Below are 22,899 nucleotides of genomic sequence, written 5' to 3'. Positions count from 1 at the left end.
GCAAAATTTTAAATTCCAAGGATAAAAAATGATAGAAATCAAAGATTTAGTAATGCGTTTTGGCAAACAGCTGCTGTTTGAAAATGTAAATTTGACACTTCTAAAAGGCCATAGATACGGACTAATCGGCGCAAACGGCGCGGGTAAATCGACGCTACTTAAAATTTTAAGTGGCGAGGTCGAGCATAGTAGCGGCGAAATACTCGTCGAAAACGGCCGCAAAATTGGCGTGCTCGGGCAAAATCAATTTGCCTTTGAGGAATTTTTGGTAAAAGACGCGGTTTTGTATGGCAACAAACGCCTTTACGACGCTGTTAAAGAAAAAGAAAAACTCTACGAAAGCCCTGAATTTACGGACGAAATCAACGACCGCTTGGCTGAGCTAGAAATCATCTGCGCCGAAGAGGATCCGAACTACGAGTATGAGACGAGAATCGAGAAAATTTTAAGTTCGCTGGGATTTAGCGAAGATGAATTTGGCAAAAAAATGAGCGAAATCGAGGCTAGCGACAAGGTCAAAATCCTCCTAGCCCAGGTGCTGTTTCCTAAGCCTGATATTTTGTTTTTAGACGAGCCGACAAACAACCTCGACATCGACGCGATTGCGTGGTTGGAGTTCGAGCTAAACCGCCACGAGGGCACTATGGTGGTCATCAGCCACGATAGACACTTCCTAAACCGCGTCTGCACGGACATTTTGGATGTGGATTTCAAAAAGGTGCGCGAGTTTAGCGGAAATTACGATGACTGGTTTATCGCGGCAAATTTGATAAAAAAACAGGCTGAATTTGAGCGCGACAAAAAGGTCAAAGAAAAGGCAGAACTCGAAAAATTTATCGCCCGTTTTAGCGCAAACGCTAGCAAGGCCAAACAGGCCACAAGCCGTCAAAAACTGCTCGATAAAATCGACATTAGCGAGATTGCGACATCTTCTCGCAGGGAGCCAAGCATACTTTTTAAACTAGGGCGCGAGATTGGAAATGAAATTTTAGAACTTAGCGAGATTGATAAGAGTTTCGGTGAGATTAAAATTTTGCAAAATTTCAATTTAAAGCTTTTAAAGGGCGATAAAATCGCGGTTATCGGGCGAAACGGCGTGGGCAAATCGACGCTGTGCAAGATCATCGTGGGCGAAATGGCGCCAGATAAGGGCAAAGTGCATGTGGGCGCGACTATCGAGCAAGGATACTTCGCGCAGGATACGAGCTCGGCGGTGAGTGGCGAAGCGAAGCTGTATGATTATCTCAGAGATGAGAAAAACAAGGATTTAGACGAAATTCGCAAGTGCCTTGGACGAATGCTTTTTAGTGGAGCTGAGCAAGAAAAAAGCGTGGGTGCGCTAAGCGGTGGCGAAAAGCACCGCGTAATGCTAAGCAAACTAATGCTAACTAAGCCAAATTTTTTGGTGCTTGATGAGCCAAACAACCACCTTGATTTGGAGGCGATTATCGCTCTTGGCGAAGCGCTTTATAACTTCGCTGGGTGCGTGATTTGCGTCAGCCACGACCGCGAACTAATCGACGCTTTTGCGAACCGCATTTTGCACCTTAAAGGAAACGGCGAGATTGTGGATTTTCGCGGGACTTACGAAGAATACAGAGCGAGCCTGGGGGAAGAGTGATGATAAAAGTGCGCGTAAATGGGCGTGAGTGCGAGTTTGACGCCGATATGAGCGTGGAAGAATTTATGATTACGCAAGGGTTTGATTTGCGCTATATCGCCGTGGAAGCCGACGGAGAAATTTTATCAAAAAAGCTTTGGAAAAGTTCGCAAATCTCAGATTTTAAAATTTACGAAATAGTCGAATTTGTCGGTGGCGGGTGAAATGCTGAATTTAAAAAACGAGAGTGAATTTAGGGCTGAAATTTTCGCGCGAAATCCGCGTGGCGTGAGCGAGATTTTATCACGCGCTAGGGTTTGCATACTAGGGGCTGGTGGGCTTGGCTCAAATGTCGCTATAATGCTTACTCACGCTGGTGTGGGCGAGTTTTTGCTTGTAGATTTTGACATTGTCGAGCCGTCAAATTTAAATCGCCAACACTACGCCTTAAAACATTTAGGACGCCCAAAAATAGAAGCTTTAAAAGAGCAAATTTTAGAAATTAACCCTTACGCAAAAGTGCAAATTTGCGGCGAAAAAATCACAAGTCAAAACGCAAGAGAGATTTTAAAAGATGAAAAAATCATCTGCGAGTGTTTCGACGGAGCCGAAAATAAGGCGATGATAGCGAATTTATCGGCTGAGTATAGGGATAAAATTTTCGTTTGCGCTTCGGGTATGGCTGGTCTTGGGGGAGCAAATTCTATCCAAACTCGCAAATTTGGAGCAAATTTATATCTTTGTGGCGATAGCGCAAGTGGGGCAGGGCTTGAAAACGGGCTAATTTCTGCGCGAGTAATGCTATGCGCCGCCCACCAAGCAAACACCGTGATAATGGCGATTTTGGGTGAAAATTAAAATTTTCGTCATTGTGAGCAGAAAATTTGTTTAATCTGTTATAGCTAGCGAGCTTCGCTCGCAATGACAATAGCGAGCAAAATTTGTCTAATTTGTCATTGCGAGATTTTCGTAAGAAAATCGAAGCAATCTACGAGTGCAAACTACCAGACGCTGTAATTCGTGTCATTGCGAGACGGCAACGCCAGGGGAGCAATCCAGTAAAATTTAGAGTGAGTTTTTTAAAATTCCATAAAATATAAATTCCGATAAATTTTTATGTGAATTAAAAATTTATTTGAATTTCCCTGGATTGCTTCGTCGCTATGCTCGCAATGACAGCAAATTTAGCGTTCGGTAATTTTAAGTCGTAGATTGACTTCGCCTACGGCTCGTCCAAACCTGTCGTGCTACGCACGCCACCGCTACGCTTGTTTTGCCCCGTCGTTACACTCGCTCGCAATGACAAAATAAAGTAAATTTTGCTTCGCTTACAATAACAATAAGATTTCGGCGCAGTATTTCAGGGTGACAGATTATGTGTCATTGCGAAAAGCCAAAACCTACATATATTTTTCTAAAACTTTTGGAATTTCGATAGTGCCATCGGCTCGTTGGTAGTTTTCCATGACAGCGATTAGCGTCCTGCCCACTGCCAAAGATGAGCCATTTAGCGTATGCACGAGAGCATTTTTCTTATTTTCATCTTTATAGCGGATTTTCGCGCGTCTAGCTTGAAAATCACGACAATTTGAAATCGAGCTTATTTCTCTATATTTATTTTGTCCCGGAAGCCAGACTTCAAGGTCGATAGTTTTAGCCGCACTAAATCCCAAATCTCCACTGCAAAGCACCATGTGGCGGTGCGGAAGTCCCAAAGAAGCTAGTAAATCACTAGCGCAGGATACCATTTCTTCTAGCATTTTTGCGCTATCTTCTGGCTTCGTAATCGCCACAAGCTCGACCTTTTCGAACTGATGCTGACGAATCATGCCCCTAGTATCGCGCCCTGCGCTACCGGCTTCTTTGCGGAAGCAGTGGCTGTAACTCGTAAGCTTTATCGGTAAATTCGCGCTTTCGATAATCTCATCGTTAAATAAATTCGTCGCTGTAACTTCGCTGGTGGGTATGAGATACAAATTTAGCTCGTCGCTATCTACTTTGTAAAGATCGTCTTTGAATTTGGGTAGCTGTCCTGTGCCGTAAAGTATCTCATCACGCACCAAAAACGGCATATTTACAAGCTCAAAACCACGGCTATTGTTAAAATCTATCATATAATTTATCAGCGCCATATTTAGCTTCGCACCAAGCCCACGAAGTGCGGTAAAACGGCTACCACTAAGCTTCACGCCTCGTTCGAAATCTAGCCAACCAAGGCTTTCGCCTAGCTCGAAATGCTCTTTTGGCGTAAAGTCAAATTTACGCGGTTCTAGCACGGTTTTTACGCATACATTTTCGTTTTCATCTGCACCAAATGGGACATCATCATCGATGATATTTGGCACGACGGCTGCGACACTATTTAGCTTTTCTTCGCACTCGACAACCACTGAATTAAGATCGGCGATTTTTGCCTTGTTTGCGTCAAGCTCGGCTTTTAAGGCTTTCATGTCGCCACCATTTCGCGCGATGACACCCATTTCTTTACTTTTGGCGTTTTGCACGGCTTGCAAATTTTCTAAATTTGTCTTTTTTTCTTTTAGTTCGTTGTAAGCGTTAAGTAGGCTTTTTAGCGTGTCTGAGGGGACTTTTTTGGCGATTAGTTTTTTATTAAATTCGTCAAAATTTGTTTCGATTAGTCGTAAATTTATCATATCTTTCTCCGTGAAATAAAAATTTTTGGATTTTAGCGAAATTTTACTTTAAAAATATAAAGTGGGCAAATTTAAGCGAAATTTTATAATATCTAAAAATTTTTAGTGTTATTTTAAGCTAAATTCTGTAATATTACGAAACTAAAATTTTTCACAAGGAGCAAATATGAAATTTAAAATTTTATCCCTTCTAACCTGCGCCGCAACAGCGTCATTTGCGCATTTTGGTGTGATTTTAGCTGATAGCGACATCATAGAAGACGAAGCTAAAAACAAGCTAAATTTAGTTTATGAATTTACTCACCCTTTCGAGCAAAATCGTATGAATTTAGAAATTCCAAATGTGGCTGAAATTTGGATAAATGGCGAGAAAAAGCCGTTTTTGCAAAATTTAAAAGCGCAAAAAGATGGCGAAAACGCTTATTTCACAGCCGAATTTGAGGTAAAAGAACCGGGCGTTTATCAATTTTACTTCGATCCTAAGCCATATTTCGAACCAGCCGAGGGAAAATTTATTCGCCACCAAAGCAAAACCATAATCGACGCTTACGGATATGGCGAGGGCTGGGGCGAGCCAGTGGGGCTAAAAGCCGAAATCGTGCCACTTACGCGCCCATTTGGGCTGTATGCGGGCAACTCGTTTTGCGGGACAGTATTATACAAAAATGCCCCAGCTAAGGGCGTAGAAGTCGAGGTCGAATACTACAACAAATCCGCCATAAAAGCCCCTAGCGAGGACCATATCACGCAGGCTCTCAAAACTAATGCAAACGGGGAATTTTGCTTTACGATGCCTTTATCTGGGCATTGGGGCTTTGCGGCGCTAATCGATGATGACGAAAAAATCGCGCACGAGGGCAAGGAATACGGCGTCGAGCTTGGTGCGGTGCTTTGGGTGCAAACCAAAGACTACGAAAAATAGGGCTTTGCGCGTGAAATTTGACGGGAAAATCGAAGCGAAATTTAGTATGAATTTAAGCGAGAAATTTGGCGCAAATTTTACCTATAAATTTAGCTCAAATTTGAGCGAAATTTCATTTAAAATTACGAAATTTAGGACATTAAATGCACATTAGCGAAGGCGTTTTACCAAGCGAAATTTTAATCTCAGGCTGGGCGATAAGCGCGCCCGTGGTGGCGTATCTCGCATACCGCTTAAAAGTGGAGAAAATCCCGCAAGTAGCGTGTATGAGCGCGATTTTTTTCATCGCTTCATTTATCCATTTGCCAGTGGGCGCAAGCTCCGTGCATTTGATTTTGGGCGGATTAATCGGCGCAGTGTTGGGTGCTGACGCGATTTTAGCGATATTTGTGGGGCTTATGCTTCAAGGGGTTTTCTTTGGCTTTGGCGGGATTACGATTTTGGGCGTAAATACCGCGATTATCGGCTTTCCAGCCGTTTTGGGCACAGTGTTTGTGTGCGCGTGGAAAAATGCTAAAATGCCCGCCACGACGGCATTTTTCCTAGCAGGAGCGGTGCCGATACTCATCTCGACGCTACTTTTGGATTTAATCCTTTTTGCTAGTGGCAAGGAATTTTACACAATCATCACGCTAATCTCGCTAGAATCGGCAGTTTTGGCGGTTTTGGAGGGGATTATCGCGCTGTTTGCGCTGAAATTTATCGTGCGGGTAAAAAAGGAAATTTTGCTATGAAAAGGCTCGTTTTTGCGCTGTTTGCGCTTGGTTTAGCGAATACTGCCCCGGCTCACTCGCTCAAAGTTTTCGCCAGCCAAGACGGGGAAAATGTGCGTATAAAAAGCTTTTTTTACGGCAATTCGCCCTGCCAAAACTGCGATGTGAAAATCAGCCAAAACGGCGCAGTATTACTGGAAGCAAAAACCGATAAAACTGGCGTTTTAAGCCTAAATTTGGGCGCTGGGGAATACGAAATCGAAATTTACGGCGGCGCAGGTCATGCGAAAAAAATAAATTTTAAAGTAGAAAATTTAGGTGGAAATTCGCAAAATTTGCAACGCCAAAATTTAGATCAAAATTCGAGCGAAATTTTGCAAAATTCGCCCGAACTAGAAAATTCATCAAACCAAAATTTATTAAATTTTGCGCTTAGTTTGGCTATAATTTTTGCGATTTTTGGCGCACTCTACGCCATAAAAAAACGCAAATAAGGATCAAAAATCAAAACTTTTAACCCCTGCCAAAACGCCGCAATTAGCCTACTTTGCTTTGTGATTTATAGTTTTTTTGTCGCACTTGGGGGCAAAATTTATCTTAGCTATTTTTTGCCAGTTTTGGCTCTTTTGGCACTAAATTTCGCCGATTTTAAAGAGATTTTTAAAAAACTTGCGATTTTAAATATTTTTGTATTTTTTATGATACTAAGCGCGCTAATAGCGCAAAATTCACACTTTGCACTGCTTGTATTTTTTAGAGCAAATTTGATTATGCTTTTTGCGATTTTGATTTTTTGGAAGAGGGACGAGTATTTTTTGGCACGCGGGGTGCGAAATTTAGGGCTTGGGGATAAAATTTCATCGATTTTTTATTTTTGCGTGAAATTTATCGCATTTTTGCGCGCGGAGTTAGAACGCCAAAAAACCGTGCTTTTAGTGCGTGGATTTAGGGCGAAAAGCTCGATTTTTAGCTACAAAACCTACGCAAACTGCGTCGCGCTACTGATTTTAGGGGCGTTAGGGCGGGCAGAAAATCTGCAAAACGCCTTGATTACGCGCGGATTTAGCGGGAAATTTTTCTTCGCCAAAGAGAAATTTGGCGCACTCGAAATCGGATTTTTATTTTTTGTATTAATTTGCCTTTTTGCAAGGCTTGGAGAGATGATTTGAGCTGTTCGGTAAAACTTAGAAATTTAAGCGCGAAAATGGGCGAGAGAGCCCTTTTTGCGGGGCTAAATTTAGATGTCGCGCACAAGGAAAAAATCGTAATCTTGGGCGAAAATGGTCGCGGGAAAACCACGCTTTTGGAGATTTTGTGCGGGTTAAGGGCGTCTAGTGGCGGGGAAATCGAGATTTTTCACGAAAAAATTTCTAGCGTCAAAGAGTTTGCGAAATTTCGCCAAAATATCGGGTTTTTGTTTCAAAACTCCGACGAGCAATTCATCTGCGCCAATGTCTTTGACGATGTCGCATTTGGGCTTAGGGCGCGAAACGAAGCGATAAAAAAGGGGCGAAACGGGGGCGCAAAAAAGGCTAAAATTTTAAAATTTTTCCGCAAAAATTCGGGCGGAAATTTAGAGCAAAATTCTAGCGAAATTTTCACCACGCCGCACAATCACCACATAAAACCGCGAAAAATTTTAAGCGAAGACGAGATAAAAATCCAAGTTGATGAGATTTTGCAACGCTTTGGAATCTCGCATTTAAGGGACGCCGTGCCGTATCATCTAAGCGGCGGCGAGAAAAAACTCGTCGCACTTGCTGGGGTGATCGTGTGCGAGCCTGAGATAGTTTTGCTCGATGAGCCCACAACTGGGCTTGATTTTGCTATGCAATCGCGCGTCGCAAAAATCCTAAAAAACCTCGATATTAGCGAGATTATCGTGAGCCATGATGAGAAATTTATAGGTGCCGTGGCAGATAAAATTTACACATTGGGCGAAGAGGGATTATTTAGCGCAAATGGCGAGCCTTGCGGGATTTGAACCACGCGTTTCTACACTGAGAATGTAGCGTCCTGGGCCGCTAGACGAAAAGCTCAAAGAAAAACGCGTATTATACAAATTTTTAGTTAAATTTTTTCTTTGCGTTTGAATTTTGGCGGTTTTATGCGCGGGTTTTTGGCTCTGGGAATACTGCGCCGGAATTGTTTAATGGCGAGTTTTTTCTCATTGCGAGCGTAGCGAAGCAATCTAGGGAAATTCAAAATAAAATTTTAATTCACAAAAAAATTTATCGTAATTTAAAAGTTATAAAATTTTTTTGAAATTCTCCCTAAATTTTACTGGATTGCTTCGACGGCGTTGCCGTCTCGCAATGACACGGATTATATCGTCTGGTGGTTTGCACTCGTAGATTGCCACGAATTTTGCTGACGCAAAATTTTCGCAATGACAGATTAGACAATTTTCACGCTCGTAAATTCTCGCAATGACAAATCAGACAAATTTCGCTCGCTATTGTTATTGCGAGGAGCATAGCGACGAAGCAATCCAGGGAATTTTTTAACTCTTAATTTGTCATTGCGAGCGAGTGTAACGAGCGAAGCAATCTACGATTTAAAATTACCGAACGCTCAATTTGCTGTCATTGCGAGCGTAGCGAAGCAATCCAGGGGAATTCAAGCAAAATTTTAATTCGCAGAAAATTTTATCAGAATTTAAAAGTTATAAAATTTTTGAAATTTATTTGAAATTTTACTGGATTGCTTCGACGGCGTTGCCGTCTCGCAATGACACAGATTGTATCGTCTGGTGGTTTGCACTCGTAGATTGCCACGAATTTTGCTGACGCAAAATTCTCGCAATGACAGATTAAACAAATTTTCGTTTGCAAATTCTCGCAATGACAAATCAGGCAAATTTCACGCTCGCTATTGTCATTGCGAGGAGCGAAGCGACGAAGCAAAACAAGCGTAGCGGTGGCGTGCGTAGCACGACAGGTTTGGACGAGCCGTAGGCGAAGTCAATCTACAAATTAAAATCACCGAACGCCAAATTTGCATTTTTTCGTTTTAAATTTGCGCGCAAATAAATTCGCACAAATAACAAAAATAAAAAATCCGCTAAATGCCTTGATTATTCACATTTTCAAAGGTTAAATTTATATTTATTTTAAGCGATTTAGTAATAAAATAGAGAAAATTTTTACACATAAAATGATGGAGGTCATATTATGAAAAAAGAAAAGGTATTTAGCAGGGCGTTATCTGCTATGTTGATTTTGTTTGGAGTTAGCGTTGGCGCGTTCGGTGATGATAAACTCTACGACGGCTATGCCAGTAATATTAAATATTTTAAACCTACTGCAAGAGCAGATGAGATTCCAAATAGTGGTGAAATTCCTTCTGATTTTTTGGGCGAGCATTTAGGTACCATAACATACGGTGGTAGCGGAACTTCTGGTGTTACGAGTGGCAATAAGCTTTGGGGCGGTCTTGCTCCAAAAAACCCTGATGGTAGCGACAATGTCTGGTATGATGAAAATGGAAAAAAACAATTCATAAATTTTAGCAATCTCGACCCATTAAATCCTCAGAGCCAAAACCTTAGTAGAAGATTTGGTGGTGATGGAACTTATGTATTTGGTGATATCGTGACAGCGGGTGCCCCTGTCATAAAGCCTATGCCGGGTGATACTATGACGAGTTCTGGCCCAAATGTATATGACGGCGATTTTTTTAACGACGGTGGCATAGGGGATACTTTCAATAGCTCTAAAAATGAAATAAAACTTCCAAAGGGCGTTACGAAAGACGATATTGTCATGGCTAGACTTTATTGGTTTGGTCACTTATATAATAACAATGACAAAAACGACGATGACAGAAAAGATACTAAATTAGACGATAGTTATGGTCCAAAAAACTGCACACAAGCTGAGTTAGATGAGGTTGCGAAGCGAAAAAGAGAGGGCAAATTACACAGAGATGCTAGTTGCAAAAGATTTCCAAAAACCCTTAAAATAAAGGCTTTAAAAGACTATAAGGATGTTAAATTAAAGGTAGGAAATAGTTCGGCTTATAATGTCCAAAGAGAAATTTGCGAAGGAATATTTGCCTACAACTCATCCAAGGGCACAAACGAAGGTCAAGCTCAAGTATATGATATGAAGTATAGTTGTTCAGCTGATATTACTAGTTTTGTGAAAAGTAATTTTAAAGATTATAGCGAAAGTATCGACATAGCGGTAGGAAATGTAAATGCCACTGGAAGAAACCCGCATTATGGTAGCAAAGGCAACCAAGTATGGAGGATGATTGATGCTTATAATGGCGGTAGTATAGATGCTGGGTTTTTTGGAGGAAATGCTCGCCTTTTGCCATTTGGCGGTTGGTATGTAGTATTGGTTTATGATAAAAATCTAGAATCACAACAACAACTACTAGATAATCCTAGTAAAATCGGCGCAAGTGATAAAGATGGCGCTAAACAATACATCGATAAATTTTTCAGACCAAAAAATGTTACCTTATACGACGGATATTTGTATATGGAGCCTTCTCCCTCTGGTGTAAGTAACGAAGCGCAAGCATTAGCAAAATCAGTTTATGCTGATTTTGCTTTGAGCGGGTTTTATACGCCCAAAGATGAAAATGTTGATGTCCAAGGCAAACTAGTATTTGCGTCATTTGGTGCAAATAGAGGTCCGAAAACTGGTGAGAGAGAAGGTTTGTTTGTGGCGAAGATCGGTGAGGATTTGTATAGCAACAAAATACCTAGTAATGTCTATCATCCAAATTCTTTCTTTAATGGTTCGAGAACTTGGCTAGAATTAGATGATGAAGGAGATTATGCGTTACAGGGTAGAAGCGGTACTGCTGGGTATTATAATAAAGGCTATCATCAGGGATTTGACCTAGATGAATTTGATATTTCAAACAAATTAGACCATGGGCAAAGTTCGCTCGCTATCAGGGTCGGTCTAACTCCATTTAAACCACAGGGTTCTGATACATACGAAAGCAACCGTGCCTATGTGCAATTTGTGGGTGTATCTGTTGATTTATATACCCCAAAACTATGTTATAACCAGAAATTTTACGACACAGCTGGTTGGTTGAAATTTTATAGCAAAGAAACTGGCGAAAAAATAACTACTGTCGGTGATGTCGATAAACCAGAAAAGGTAGTCGTAGGCGAGACGCTGTATTATAGGACGGAGATTCGAAACCAAGTAGGCAACCAAGGCGAAGGTGAGGATATCGAGGGTGCAGTAGTAGAGCTAGCCACGGGTGCGTCTAATACATACAATAAAAATACCGCTGGTATCAACAATACCAGCCTAGCTAGCAAACAGCTAAGAAATGTGGAATTTAGCTATCTCGTAGATGATAAGCCCGGTGCATATACTACCAACAAAGCAAGGTTAGCTGAGGCGGCGGGAGGCGATGATCCAAGATATACAGGCAAGACTATATTTACGACGAATAATAACAATATGAAATTCCGTATCGGTAGCGATGCTGGTGGCGAAATGGGTGGTGGCGAATATGCTGGTGGTAACATAGGCAAAGGTCAATCAGCATATATCGAGTTTAACGCTACTGTCGGAAATACATATGTATATACGCCTATGAATTATACTTTGTCATATCAAATGAGACTAGCTGGCGGAGAAGCGATAACAGGACCTAAGACTATGCTAGAAAGATGTCCTGATGCAGATCCTGATGAGAAACTTGCGATTTCGTTTTTAAATGGTCTTAAAGTGGTAAATCAAAATTTCAAAGATTTAAAAGACCGAGATAAAAACAGCAAACAAGACGATAGATTATATACCCAAGTAGCAGAGTTGCCATTTGATGTAAATATGGTTTTTCAGCCAGATATTAATGATATATTCCACTGCTCAGAAACTAATGTCGCAGGTGAAATAAAGTGCGATGACTGGAACTATGAGTATGCAGGCAAAGATAAAGAAGATAAAAAAATTGATTTGTGTTCTAGATTTCCTATGATTTTTGCACTCAATAATGATGGCAAATGCCAACCGATAAACTACGAAGATGGCAGGATAGACTACGAGCCAGCTAATGGTGATTTAAAGGATTTTGATTTGCCAGGCAGGGTTTCTATGTCCTGCTATAAGGGCAGTAGATAGAGGCGGTTGTAAAGATATCACAAAAGAGAAAAAATTGCCATTTAAAATAGGTGGCACGAGAGCTATCGACCACGATACTGGCTTTGCAGATAAACAAACAAATGAGCAAGAAAAGGTCGTAGGTATCAAAGATGTAGTTATAGAGGATGCGTTTAATGGCGTAACATTTATGTTTAGCTACTTCCCTAGGGGTGGATATAGCGAACAAAGTATGGTAAATGTAGATGAAAATACGAAATTAGATATGGATAAATTGACTTTATATGAGTATGACGCGGACGGCACAGCTAGGGCTATTTCTGATGCGACTGATTACTATGTAAGGTTTCAAATTGAAAAATTGTATGAAAAATACATAGCCGGATACGATATCGAAGCTGACGAGAGCGAAAAGCGTCCATTAGAAGTCGCATGGCTAAGAGATAGTGTCGATGAGACTGGTGAATATACCGATGAAAGAAAAGCTTTCGAAAAGGAAGTGGAACAAATCAAAGAAGAGATTGGTAAAGCCAAATCATATTTCGGTGTAGAAATGTCGAAAGATGGCTCTTTCCATGTCTGCGATAGTGATAGCTTCGTAGTCAGACCTGCGTATTTCGAAGTAGATATGAGCGCTATCGACAAATACGCTAAACTAGTCGATCCTAGTGGCAAATCTGACAAAGACGGCGATATCACAACGGCATTAGATGACACACATACTACTGATTTGCGCACAGGTGGCGACTATGAGAGCAATAAAGATATTTTAAGCAAGGTGCTTTATGCAAAAAGTTTTGAAGGAAATCCTGTGCCAAACTATACAAATCGCATAGGTGGAAATTTAAGCAATCAAAGATTTGTTAGGAGAGCGAGTTATGATTATAATGGCAAGTCTCTAAGCGCAAGTTCTTCTGACGAAAATGCAACGCTAGCGGCATATAGAGAAAATTTGACTTATCTAAAACCATTTATTTCAAATGATTGTCGCAATAGCATATCAAATCAAGCGTTTTTCATAGAAAGTCAGTTAAAAGATCAAACTTATTTAAGAAAAACGATTGATTATCAGTGTGCTAATGAAAAAATCGGTTATACTGGACTTGTGCTCAAAGACGGCAGATATCAGGTGAGCGATTATGATAAATTAAACAAAGATGACAAATTTGGTAAAGCAACGAGTATAACAGTAGAGCATTGTATGGTGGATAGCAAAGACTTTAATAACATTGAGAATTTTAGAAGAGTTTGGGATAAAGATGCAGTGGCATTGAATGCTATGTTTGATGCCAAGGATATCAATGTCAATGCCAATGGTGTCGCTACCATAAAAACCTTTACTAGCAACGATCTTCGACTAGAAGCTCTAAAAGAGCCAGCAGCGAAGACTGGCAAACCAGCTGTTTTATTCACTGAAATTTTATATAAAGATAAAAATTTAGCAAGCAGACAGGGTGAAATTTTCAATTATTACAATGTCGGCGATGTCATGGTAAGTGTGTATGACAATTCATGGACAGATGCTTTTGGCGATCAGACATTTGATAAAAGAATAAATCCTAGTGCCAAAAAAGATGACGATGATGATGATGATGACGATGATGACGATGATGACGATGATGACGACAAAGATAAAAATAGTAATGATTACTGGGGCACTAAATGTATCATCAACTCTACTACCAATAAGCACGATGAAAGAGGTAGAATCGGTTGCGATATTGGTATAAAACGAGCTACTCACAAGGTAGATGTTGGTGGTCAAAAAGCTGATGATGCGCTAGGTCTAGTGCTACGCTATCAACCAGATAGAATTGTTGCATCTATTAACGGATTGAGAAATGGTTTGCATGGTGCTAGATGGGATGGCGGTGCTGATTACAATGCGAGCGTTACTGCTTTTGTCGGTGATAGAAACAATGAAAATTTTACATATTTCAATTCGGTTGATGTCGAAAATTTTGATATCGACATTGTCGGAAATGGTGAGAGTTATGTAGCTGCTAATGCAAATAACGCTGCGACTAGACAGCTAAGCGAGCTGGCTAGAATTTCGATTAATACCAAGGCGTTTTTGAGCGATAAAGTTCATCCAGGAATCATCGCTACACTATATGATGGTAGAATGAGCACTTATGATAATAACAATACTGAGCCATTGTGTGGTTTCGCGTCTGATATGGATCTTTCTGTAAATTTCAGCTTTGATTGTGCTGCGGATAATAGCGACCCTCGTTGTATCCAAGGTGTAGATCCTGATGAGAGTGCTCCGCAAGAGCCTTATACTCCGTATTCTGGTATGCCTGGTAAAATAGCGAGCGGGTATGGCATTACAATCCCTAACAATGCGAGGTTTTTCAGCGAAAATGCATGTGCAAATAGCGTGAATTATGATACTAGATGTTATAATTTTACTACAAAAGGAGTTAGAGACGAAGAAAGAAAAGTATCTCAAAAACATTTTTCTTTACAACATGCGCTTTCTTACTATACAGACGGTAGCTTAAATAGCGGTCTTATCAATGCGCTAGATACAGCTAATGGCGATATTTTAACTACTAAGTCTCCAAATTTTGTATTAATGTCTCGTGCGTTTAAAGAGGGACAAACACCTACTGCGACTATCTATTTTAACTTCGATAGAATGCAAAAAATCCCTCATTTCCCTGCGCTTGTATATTTGACAGACTTTGATATAGGTAGTTTTGCATTAAGAAGTAATGAGATTCGTCCGGCTAAATTTGGAGCAGATTATAAGCTAAAACCTCGTGGAAGTAACTATGACTATAACTCTGCTCGTGAAGTATTTAATCCCGGCGCTATGAAGATAGATAGAAATAGCACTAAAAGTATCATAAATACAATAACCAATCCAAATGATATCTATGCATATTTCGTATATGGAAAAGCGTATGATATAGAAAATGGAGCGCGAGAATATACGCCAGTAGCTGGTACTACCGAGCCTATAAATATAGAGCAAGGTTTGTATTGTGGCAAAGGTGATAATTTTGCAAATTGCACTGGTATGGTTGCGCCAAATATTATTCCTAGCGCATTAAGGCCTACCACAAATATTTTTACTGATTTGAGAAGAGATAATTCTGAACTTATGGCGCAGAAAGGTTTTGTTAGAAATGTGAATTCTCGCGTAGATGCTACTTTGGCGCCTAGTGTGTTTGTTTCTAGATATGCTACTAGCAGAGTAACATTAAGCAATATATCGACGCTTCAAAACGGAGTTCAAACTCTAAGGGTAACTCATCCAAACAGAGCGAGTGATACTATTAGGATTATAACAAATCCGTGGTTGATTTACACTCCAAATGATACTGCGATATTTATAGAAGATTCGGCATTTGTTGGCGGAAACGACTATGCTGCTAGATACTCTGGTGTTAGACAATACTTTAATCCTATTAAGGTTCGTTTTACTGCGACTGGTGATTGGGCTGGTGAAGGCGGTATAAAGGGTGAAAAAAATAAACAAGTCGGTAATTTCGCCGGTGATAGTAATAGTGAAGCTTCTGTGGATGGCGGAGCAAAAGAAGGTTCTAGCGGAAGAACATACCGCAACAACCGCATTAACTGGTAACTTTCACGCCAGTTAAAATTTAAAGCCTAGCCTTGGTGCTAGGCTTTTTTAAATTTAATCAAATTTAAAAAAATAGTAAAATTTAAATTAGGAAAACATTTGAAAAATATACGAAATTTCAGCATTATTGCCCACATAGACCACGGCAAAAGCACCCTTGCAGACAGATTAATCAGCGAGTGTAAGGCGGTCGAAGATCGTCAAATGAGCTCGCAAATCATGGATACTATGGATATCGAAAAAGAGCGTGGTATCACTATCAAGGCCCAATCCGTGCGCTTAGAATACGAGCTTGGTGGCGAAAAATATGTCCTAAATCTCATCGACACCCCAGGCCATGTGGATTTTAGCTACGAAGTGAGCAGAAGTCTGGCTAGCTGCGAGGGCGCGATACTCGTCGTCGATGCCAGCCAGGGCGTGCAGGCTCAAACTATCGCAAATGTCTATATCGCACTCGAACACAACCTAGAAATTATCCCTGTGCTAAACAAAATCGATCTTCCATCAGCAGATCCTACGCGCGTCAAGGACGAGATTGAGCATATAATCGGACTTGATTGTTCAGAGGCAATCGAAGTAAGTGCGAAGACCGGGCAGGGTATAAAAGAGCTATTAGAGGCGATTATCACGAAAATCCCAGCCCCTAAAACCGATGAAAACAAACCGCTAAAAGCGCTTATTTATGATAGCTGGTTTGATAACTATCTTGGCGCGCTAGCACTTGTGCGCATTTATGACGGAGTGGTCAAAAAGGGCGATGAGGTCTATGTCATGGGCACTGGCGGTCGCCACGAGGTGCTAGGGCTCATGTATCCAAACCCTCTTGCGCCGATTAAAACAAACGCCGTGCGAAGCGGCGAGGTCGGTATCGTAGTAATGGGGCTAAAAAATGTCAGCGATGTGCAAGTCGGCGATACGATTACGCTCTATCGTAATCAAGCTTCCCAGCCAATCGGTGGCTTTGAAAAGGCAAAGCCTTTTGTGTTTGCTGGAATTTACCCCGTCGAAACCGATAAATTCGAAGAGCTACGCGACGCGCTAGATAAGCTCAGCCTAAATGATAGCTCGCTTAGCTACGAGCCAGAGACCTCGCTTGCGCTTGGATTTGGCTTTCGCGTGGGGTTTTTGGGCTTGCTTCACATGGAGGTTGTCAAAGAGCGTTTGGAGCGCGAGTTTAACCTCGATCTAATCGCTACTGCGCCGACTGTTACTTATGAAGTATATCTCACAGACGGCTCTATCAAGCGAATCCACAGCCCTAGCGAACTGCCTGAGCCAAACTATATAGATCATATCGAAGAGCCCTATGTGCGCGCTACAATCATTACGCCGAGTGAATTTTTGGGGAATTTAATCACGCTTTTAAATTCTCGCCGTGGCGTGCAGACCAAAATGGACTATATCACGCCAGAGCGTGTTTTGCTCGAATACGATGTGCCGACAAATGAGATTATTATGGATTTTTACGACAAACTCAAATCCTGCACCAAAGGCTATGCGAGTTTCGATTACGAGCCTAGCGATTATAGGCGCGGAAATTTGGTCAAACTCGATATTCGCGTCGCTGGCGAGGCTGTCGATGCGCTCTCTATCATCGTGCCGGTAGAAAAGGCGCAGTCTAAGGGCAGGGATCTGGTAAAGGCGATGAAGGAAATTGTCCCGCGTCAGCTTTTTGAGGTGGCGATTCAGGCCAGTATCGGCAACAAAATCATCGCCCGCGAAAATGTCCGCGCCATGGGCAAAAATGTAACCGCCAAGTGCTACGGCGGCGATATCACGCGCAAGCGCAAGTTGCTCGAAAAGCAAAAAGAGGGCAAAAAGCGCATGAAGGCTATCGGTAAGGTGAATTTGCCTAGCGAGGCGTTTTTAAGCGTTTTGAAGATTGATTAAAATTTGGCTCTTTGGGGAATACTGCCCCGGATTTCTCGTGTGATTTTTGTCGCAGAAATTTTGCGAGGGTAAAATTTGTTTAATTTGTCATTGCGAGCTTTCGCAGAAAGCGAAGCAATCTACGAGCAAAAATAATCAAAATGCGAATTTCGTGTCATTGCGAGACGGCAACGCCGTCGAAGCAATCCAGAAAAATTTCCAAAGAATTTCTAAATTTCTAAATTTAAAATTCCGATAAATTTTTCTGCGAATTAAAATTTATTTGAATTTCCCTGGATTGCAACGCTGGGCTCGCAATGACAGCAAATTTAGCGTTCGGTAATTTTAAATCGTAGATTGCTTCGTCGCTTTGCTCCTCGCAATGACAAATTAAAAGTCGATGAAAATCCCATGGATTAGCATGTTAGCTGCGTTTGCTTGCAAATGACAAATCAGGGAAATTTATAAGCCCAAATTTGGGCTTATAAAGTAGAATTTAGCTTAAAAATTGCTAAGGAAATCGTCTAGCAGAAGGTATTTTTTATCGATACTGCCTTTGTAAAATTTCTCGAAAGTATCGGTATATGCGTGTTGGAAAAACTCCGCCTTTGTTAGCTCAATAATCGCGTTATTTACGAAATTTACAAGCTCTGCGTTGCCTTTTTGCGCGCCCACACAGATATAATCTATCTCGCCTACGCTTTTGACGCCAGTTTCTAAGCTAGGATTATTCATCACAACTGCGGCGGCTGTGATATTTGTGTGCATGTAGCCATCGACTTCGTTTGATAACATTTTTTCCGCGCACTCTACGCCATGTTCGCAGTAAGAAACATCAAAACTATATTTTTGTGCATTTGTTTTGAGCCAATCATCGCTTGTGGTACCCTTTTGGACTATGATTTTTTTGCCCTTTAAATCAGATAGTTTTGTAACTCCGTCAGCTTTTCTGGTGACTACGACTTGCACATCTGCTAGGTATGGTACTGAAAAATCCACTTCCTTAGCGCGCGCTGGTGTGGCAGAAAAGTTGCCGACCACTAGGTCTAAATCGCCGTTTTTAAGCATAGGAAGTCTGTCTTTTGCCTCGATGACTACTAAGTCGATTGAGCCGTCGCTTCCTACTAGCTTTGTGCCGATTTCTTTGGCCAAAGATACCTCGAACCCCTCGCTCTGCCCATTTGCTTGCGAGCTAAATGGAGGCAGGTTTTCTCTGACGCCTATTTTGACCTTTTTGCTTGATTGAATTTCTTGCAAAGAGGCACCAAATGCACATGCACAGCCAAGTGATAAAAGTAAAAACTTTTTCATTATATACTCCTATAAATGAAATTTTAGTTTTTTTTAAAAAGATATTAGGAGTAATTTTACCGTGAAATTTTAAAATAAAATTTAAATTTCACGGCAAATGTGGGTAAATTTAAAGAATTTCTAGTATTAATTTTAACCAAAAAGGCTATTTACGCTCTCGTCGTGATATACGCGACGGATAACCTCGCCAAATAGCGATGTTACCGAGATGACTTTGATTTTATCGCACTCTTGGCGCAACGGAATCGTATCTGTGACGATTAGCTCATCTAGCGCGCCCTCATTTAGCCTTTCATAAGCTGGTCCGCTTAAAACCGCGTGTGTGCAAAACGCCATAACGCTAGTCGCGCCCCTTTCTTTAAACGCAGCAGCGGCTTTGACGATAGTGCCGGCTGTATCGATCATATCGTCGATTAAAATCACATCTTTGCCATTTACATCGCCGATGATATTCATAACTTCGCTTTTATTGGCTTCTTCGCGTCTTTTATCTACAATAACCATATCCAAATTTAACTTTTTAGCAAAGGATCTTGCGCGCGCCACACCGCCGACATCTGGGCTAGCGATGATAGGGTTTTTTAAATTTTTGTTTTTGAAATAGTCCAAAAACGCCAAAGAGCCATATAGATTATCTACCGGAATATCGAAAAATCCCTGAATTTGTCCAGCGTGTAAATCCATCGTAACTACGCGGTCAATGCCCGCTGTTTGCATCATATTTGCGACGAGTTTGGCGCTGATTGGCACTCTTGGGGCTGCCTTGCGGTCCTGTCTAGCGTATCCGAAATACGGCACCACGGCTGTGATTGATCTAGCGCTTGATCTTTTTAGCGCGTCGCTTAGGATTAAAAGCTCCATTAAATTTGAGTTAGCCGGAGCGCAGGTCGGTTGTATGACGAAAACATCCTTGCCGCGCACACTTTCGCCGATTTGCACGCTAATCTCGCCGTCGCTAAATGTCTTGATAGAACACTCGCTAAGTGGCAGGGATAGGTATTTTGAGATTTTTTTTGCGAAGTCAGGATTGGCGCTTCCTGATACGATTTTATAGCCACGCATATTTTGCCTTTGTGATAAGATGAGCCCTAATTTTACACCAAAGCTGATAAATTTAAGCTAATTTTCTACGATTTTACTCGGTTCGCCAAAAAGATTTGCAAGCTCGGTTTTTAAAATTTCTTCCTTGCTCACAGCTTCGCTTGCAAGTTTGGCAAGCTCGCTTCTGGTTTTTTGCATATCAGGCTTGGCTACTTCGGCGCTGATTTCGTAATTGCTCAAATTTGTCTGATTTAGCAAATTTGGCTTGGGTAAATCCTTTGGCGGGGTTGCCAAATTCGGCTTTGGCTCCGCCTCGCGAAGTGGGGCGTTTTGGGTGATTGAAATTTTAGCATTTTCGCCAAAAGTCATTTTCAAAACGCTATTTATCGCCCTTGACGCGGCGCGCAAATACTCTTTGTCCTCGTTTTTGGCGCGCGAAATCAGATACAAAGTGGAGTTTTCAAATTTGACAAATTCAATGCAATTATCAAATTTCTCGCCCAGCTCGTAGCTTCTATCGTATAAATTCGAAAGAAATTTATCATACGCCGAATTCGCATTTAGCGTATCTGCGCCTGTTTTTTGCGCTACTTTTTGCTCTAAATCGTTTAGTTTTTGGCTGGTGCTGTTTTGCGCAGGAGCTGGACTTTGCGCTGAATTTTGCGCTGGATTTGGCGCATTTCGCGGTGCGCTGAAATTTGCATTTGCCTGCGCGCTTTTTGGCGTAGCAAAATTTGGCGCAGTGCCCAAATTTGCCCCACTTGCACCGCCATCATCAATGGATTTTGAAATTTCGATTAATTCGTCGATTTCTTGCAAATTCACAGCTTCCATCATCAAAAATATCATCATCAAAAGCGAGTAAGTATTATCCGAACTCACGCCTAGCATACTTTTTGCGCCGGCTAAAATTCGGAAAAATCGCTCATAAATTAGCATGCTAAATTTGGTATCATTTCGCAAAAATTTCTCTTTTAAATTTGCAATCATCTCGTCGATTATGGTCTCGGCGTTGTAGTTTTCGATCTCTTTGACGATTTCGATAGCGCCCACGCGGTCTTGGCGCAAAACGATTTCTAAAATTTCATTGATTTTGGCGGGATCTAGGAGCCCTAGCATATCGGCTACTGCGGTTTGCGTGACATTTTCTTCGCTATAAATTATGGCTTGATCTAAAAGCGTGAGAGTATCCCTAAGCGAGCCAGAACCGCTTCTAGCTAGGATTTTGAGCGCGCCGTTTTCGTAAGAAATACCCTCGTTTTGCAAAATCGCTTCAAGGTGCGAAATAATCGCTAGTTGGGCGATTGGTTTGAAGCGGAAGTGTTGCGTGCGCGAAAGCACGGTCGCTGGTAGTTTGAGCGGGTCTGTGGTAGCTAGGATAAATTTCACATACGCAGGCGGTTCTTCAAGCGTCTTTAAAAGGGCGTTTGAAGCCTCTTTGGTAAGCATATGAACCTCGTCAATGATAAAAATTTTAAATCTCGCACTAGCCGGGGAGTATTTGGTCTGCTCGATTAGCTCCCTGATATCGTCGATTTTGCGGTGGCTTGCGGCGTCCATTTCGATGATGTCGATATGGCGACCCTCGTTTGCCATTATGCAGTTATCGCAACTCTCGCAAGGCTTCGAAGTGGGTCCGTGATCGCAAAGCAGGGCTTTGGCGAAAATACGCGCGGTCGAGGTCTTGCCAGAGCCTCTAAGTCCGCTAAAAAGATACGCATGTCCTAGTCTTGCGCCATCAAGTGCGTGCGCTAGGGAGCTTGCGATTGCGTTTTGTCCGATTAGGGCGTCGAAGTTTTTGGGTCTGTATTTTAGTGCGAGTGCTTGCAAAATTTCTCCTTGATTTAAAACTTTTAATAATACAAAAAAAACTATAAATTTAAAATTTATCGCTATATTACGCCAAATTTTTCAAAAAAGGATCAAAATGAAATCAATTTTTGTCGCAATCTTTGCACTTCTAATCGCAGGGTGTTCGAGCAATACGCCTGTTTTGGGGCTTAGTCCATATATTTCTGGTGTTGCGCCACAGGCAAAAACCAAAAGCGCTGGCGAGCTAAATATCAAAGACTCTCGCCAAAACAGCCTAATCATCGGCACTATCAACGATAATAGCGGAAATTTAATCGATGAGGTTTTGCTTAAAACAGATTTGAGTTCGTGGTTCGAAAACGCCCTTAAAACCGAGCTTGGCGCGCGTGGCGTAGCCATAGGCGCAGGTGGGGCTAACATAAGCGTGGATATCAAAACCCTAAATGCCGCAATCGAGGGGTATTCTAAACAAAATATGAGCGCAAAAGCCGAAGTTTTCATAACTATCGTAAATGGCACCAGAACGATTACCAAGCGCGTCGCCCAAGATCAAAGCGAGTTTGCAGCCCTTCGCAATGCCCGCACAATGGAGCCTTTCGTCGAAAGTATGCTAAGAGATATCATCAAAAAATCAGCCGATCAAATCGTCTCTTCGCTCTAAATTTTAAATGCGTTGCATTAATTGTGGCGCATTTTCCCTGCGCCTTTTTTGCGCCTCTTGTGCGCGCACCCTCTCGCAAAACCGCCTAAACGCGCGTGTGGTGGAGGATTTCGTGGTATTTTATTATTATGGATACTCGGAGGTTAAAAATTTAATCCTCTCCAAGCACCATTTGCACGGAAGCGCGGTTTTATCGCGTTTGGCTAAATTTAGCTTGGCGAAATTTCCAAATGAATTTAAGGCTTTTTTAGATGAGAATTTGCCAAATTTGACGCGCGAAATCCCAAATTTCAAATTTCAAGCTGTCCCGCTAGATGATGATATCAGCTCAGGTTTTTCGCATACTGCCGTGCTTGCTCGTGCGCTAAAATCGCGCGAAATCACGCCAACTTATGGCGTGATTAAAGCCCAAAACAAGGTCAAATACGCAGGTCAGTCCTTGGAATTTCGCCTAAAACACAGGCGCGATTATAAAATTACAAAAGAGCCAAAATTTCCCGTGATTTTAGTCGATGATATCGTTACAACCGGGCTTAGTATGTTGGAGGCTAGGGAGGTTTTAAAAAAGGCTGGATTTAGAGTGGTTTTTGGCATAGTTTTGGCAAATGCACAAATTTAAGCAAATTTACGCGAATTTTAGG

General features: G+C 41.6%; 18 protein-coding genes and 1 tRNA gene. 14 read left to right on the top strand and 5 right to left on the bottom strand.

Annotated features, from left to right (window positions below; translation table 11 throughout):
• Nucleotides 1-28 precede the first annotated feature (28 nt).
• The 3 genes from OFN91_RS04695 to thiF are packed head-to-tail and all read left to right on the top strand — an operon-like array spanning nucleotide 29 to nucleotide 2,458.
• Complete coding sequence (locus OFN91_RS04695) at nucleotides 29-1,621, top strand: ABC-F family ATP-binding cassette domain-containing protein (RefSeq protein ID WP_270862055.1); 1,593 nt, start codon at nucleotides 29-31, stop codon at nucleotides 1,619-1,621.
• Nucleotides 1,621-1,824, top strand: coding sequence for a sulfur carrier protein ThiS (gene thiS, locus OFN91_RS04690; RefSeq protein WP_270873450.1), 204 nt, complete (start codon nucleotides 1,621-1,623; stop codon nucleotides 1,822-1,824). The genes OFN91_RS04695 and thiS overlap by 1 nt, the downstream gene beginning before the upstream one ends.
• 1 nt (nucleotide 1,825) lies before the next feature.
• On the top strand, nucleotides 1,826-2,458 hold the full coding sequence (thiF, locus tag OFN91_RS04685) for a sulfur carrier protein ThiS adenylyltransferase ThiF (RefSeq protein ID WP_270873449.1): 633 nt from the start codon (nucleotides 1,826-1,828) through the stop codon (nucleotides 2,456-2,458).
• Between the two features lie 542 nt (nucleotides 2,459-3,000).
• Here the strand turns inward: thiF and serS are convergent.
• Nucleotides 3,001-4,254 carry a serine--tRNA ligase gene (gene serS, locus OFN91_RS04680; RefSeq protein WP_270873448.1) on the bottom strand — a complete coding sequence of 418 codons (1,254 nt, stop codon included), beginning with the start codon at nucleotides 4,252-4,254 and terminating at the stop codon, nucleotides 3,001-3,003.
• Nucleotides 4,255-4,420: 166 nt separating this feature from the next.
• Between serS and OFN91_RS04675 the strand changes: the two genes are divergently transcribed.
• From OFN91_RS04675 to OFN91_RS04650, 6 genes are read left to right on the top strand one after another with little or no spacing between them, the layout of a single operon-like run.
• Nucleotides 4,421-5,176, top strand: coding sequence for a DUF4198 domain-containing protein (locus OFN91_RS04675; protein WP_270873447.1), 756 nt, complete (start codon nucleotides 4,421-4,423; stop codon nucleotides 5,174-5,176).
• Between the two features lie 10 nt (nucleotides 5,177-5,186).
• Nucleotides 5,187-5,330: a hypothetical protein gene (locus OFN91_RS04670; protein WP_270873446.1), complete on the top strand. Its 144-nt coding sequence runs from the start codon at nucleotides 5,187-5,189 to the stop codon at nucleotides 5,328-5,330.
• Nucleotides 5,320-5,910, top strand: coding sequence for a cobalt transporter CbiM (gene cbiM / locus OFN91_RS04665; protein ID WP_270873445.1), 591 nt, complete (start codon nucleotides 5,320-5,322; stop codon nucleotides 5,908-5,910). Before OFN91_RS04670 ends, cbiM begins: the two co-directional genes overlap by 11 nt.
• A complete protein-coding gene (locus tag OFN91_RS04660) occupies nucleotides 5,907-6,383 on the top strand; it encodes a hypothetical protein (RefSeq protein WP_270873444.1) in 477 nt (158 codons plus the stop codon). Before cbiM ends, OFN91_RS04660 begins: the two co-directional genes overlap by 4 nt.
• Before the next feature lie 9 nt (nucleotides 6,384-6,392).
• Nucleotides 6,393-7,058, top strand: coding sequence for an energy-coupling factor transporter transmembrane component T (locus OFN91_RS04655; RefSeq protein ID WP_333720462.1), 666 nt, complete (start codon nucleotides 6,393-6,395; stop codon nucleotides 7,056-7,058).
• 35 nt (nucleotides 7,059-7,093) lie between these two features.
• Nucleotides 7,094-7,873 (top strand): energy-coupling factor ABC transporter ATP-binding protein, encoded by a 780-nt coding sequence (locus tag OFN91_RS04650; protein ID WP_270873443.1) that lies wholly within the window; start codon nucleotides 7,094-7,096, stop codon nucleotides 7,871-7,873.
• Here OFN91_RS04650 and OFN91_RS04645 read toward each other — a convergent pair.
• Nucleotides 7,852-7,928 (bottom strand) — tRNA-Glu (locus tag OFN91_RS04645). The two genes, OFN91_RS04650 and OFN91_RS04645, sit on opposite strands and share 22 nt — an antisense overlap.
• A 1,134-nt stretch (nucleotides 7,929-9,062) precedes the next feature.
• Here OFN91_RS04645 and OFN91_RS04640 point away from each other — a divergent pair.
• The 3 genes from OFN91_RS04640 (at nucleotide 9,063) to lepA (ending at nucleotide 17,454) form a co-directional block, all read left to right on the top strand.
• Nucleotides 9,063-11,990 (top strand): hypothetical protein, encoded by a 2,928-nt coding sequence (locus OFN91_RS04640; RefSeq protein WP_270873442.1) that lies wholly within the window; start codon nucleotides 9,063-9,065, stop codon nucleotides 11,988-11,990.
• Nucleotides 11,941-15,564: a hypothetical protein gene (locus OFN91_RS04635; RefSeq protein WP_270873441.1), complete on the top strand. Its 3,624-nt coding sequence runs from the start codon at nucleotides 11,941-11,943 to the stop codon at nucleotides 15,562-15,564. The genes OFN91_RS04640 and OFN91_RS04635 overlap by 50 nt, the downstream gene beginning before the upstream one ends.
• 99 nt (nucleotides 15,565-15,663) lie before the next feature.
• Nucleotides 15,664-17,454 (top strand): translation elongation factor 4, encoded by a 1,791-nt coding sequence (gene lepA / locus OFN91_RS04630; protein ID WP_270871437.1) that lies wholly within the window; start codon nucleotides 15,664-15,666, stop codon nucleotides 17,452-17,454.
• 480 nt (nucleotides 17,455-17,934) lie between these two features.
• Here the strand turns inward: lepA and OFN91_RS04625 are convergent, their stop codons facing one another.
• The 3 genes from OFN91_RS04625 to OFN91_RS04615 all read right to left on the bottom strand — a co-directional run bounded on the left by OFN91_RS04625 (nucleotide 17,935) and on the right by OFN91_RS04615 (nucleotide 21,615).
• The gene (locus tag OFN91_RS04625; protein ID WP_270873440.1) at nucleotides 17,935-18,744 is read right to left on the bottom strand and encodes a transporter substrate-binding domain-containing protein; all 810 of its coding nucleotides are present in this window, start codon (nucleotides 18,742-18,744) and stop codon (nucleotides 17,935-17,937) included.
• A 132-nt stretch (nucleotides 18,745-18,876) separates the two neighbouring features.
• Nucleotides 18,877-19,806, bottom strand: a complete 930-nt coding sequence (locus OFN91_RS04620) for a ribose-phosphate pyrophosphokinase (RefSeq protein ID WP_270859651.1) — start codon at nucleotides 19,804-19,806, stop codon at nucleotides 18,877-18,879.
• A 57-nt stretch (nucleotides 19,807-19,863) separates the two neighbouring features.
• Nucleotides 19,864-21,615 (bottom strand): DNA polymerase III subunit gamma/tau, encoded by a 1,752-nt coding sequence (locus OFN91_RS04615; RefSeq protein WP_270873439.1) that lies wholly within the window; start codon nucleotides 21,613-21,615, stop codon nucleotides 19,864-19,866.
• Nucleotides 21,616-21,712: 97 nt separating this feature from the next.
• On the opposite strand from OFN91_RS04615, the gene OFN91_RS04610 reads away from it, so the two are divergent.
• A complete protein-coding gene (locus OFN91_RS04610; protein WP_270868801.1) occupies nucleotides 21,713-22,258 on the top strand; it encodes a YajG family lipoprotein in 546 nt (181 codons plus the stop codon).
• A 7-nt stretch (nucleotides 22,259-22,265) separates the two neighbouring features.
• On the top strand, nucleotides 22,266-22,877 hold the full coding sequence (locus tag OFN91_RS04605) for a ComF family protein (RefSeq protein WP_333720467.1): 612 nt from the start codon (nucleotides 22,266-22,268) through the stop codon (nucleotides 22,875-22,877).
• The last annotated feature ends 22 nt before the right edge of the window (nucleotides 22,878-22,899 follow it).

Source organism: Campylobacter sp. JMF_08 NE1, from assembly GCF_027737875.1.
GTDB lineage: Bacteria > Campylobacterota > Campylobacteria > Campylobacterales > Campylobacteraceae > Campylobacter_B.
Note: the sequence above shows the minus strand (reverse complement) of the source record. Positions and strands in the feature narration are given on the sequence as shown.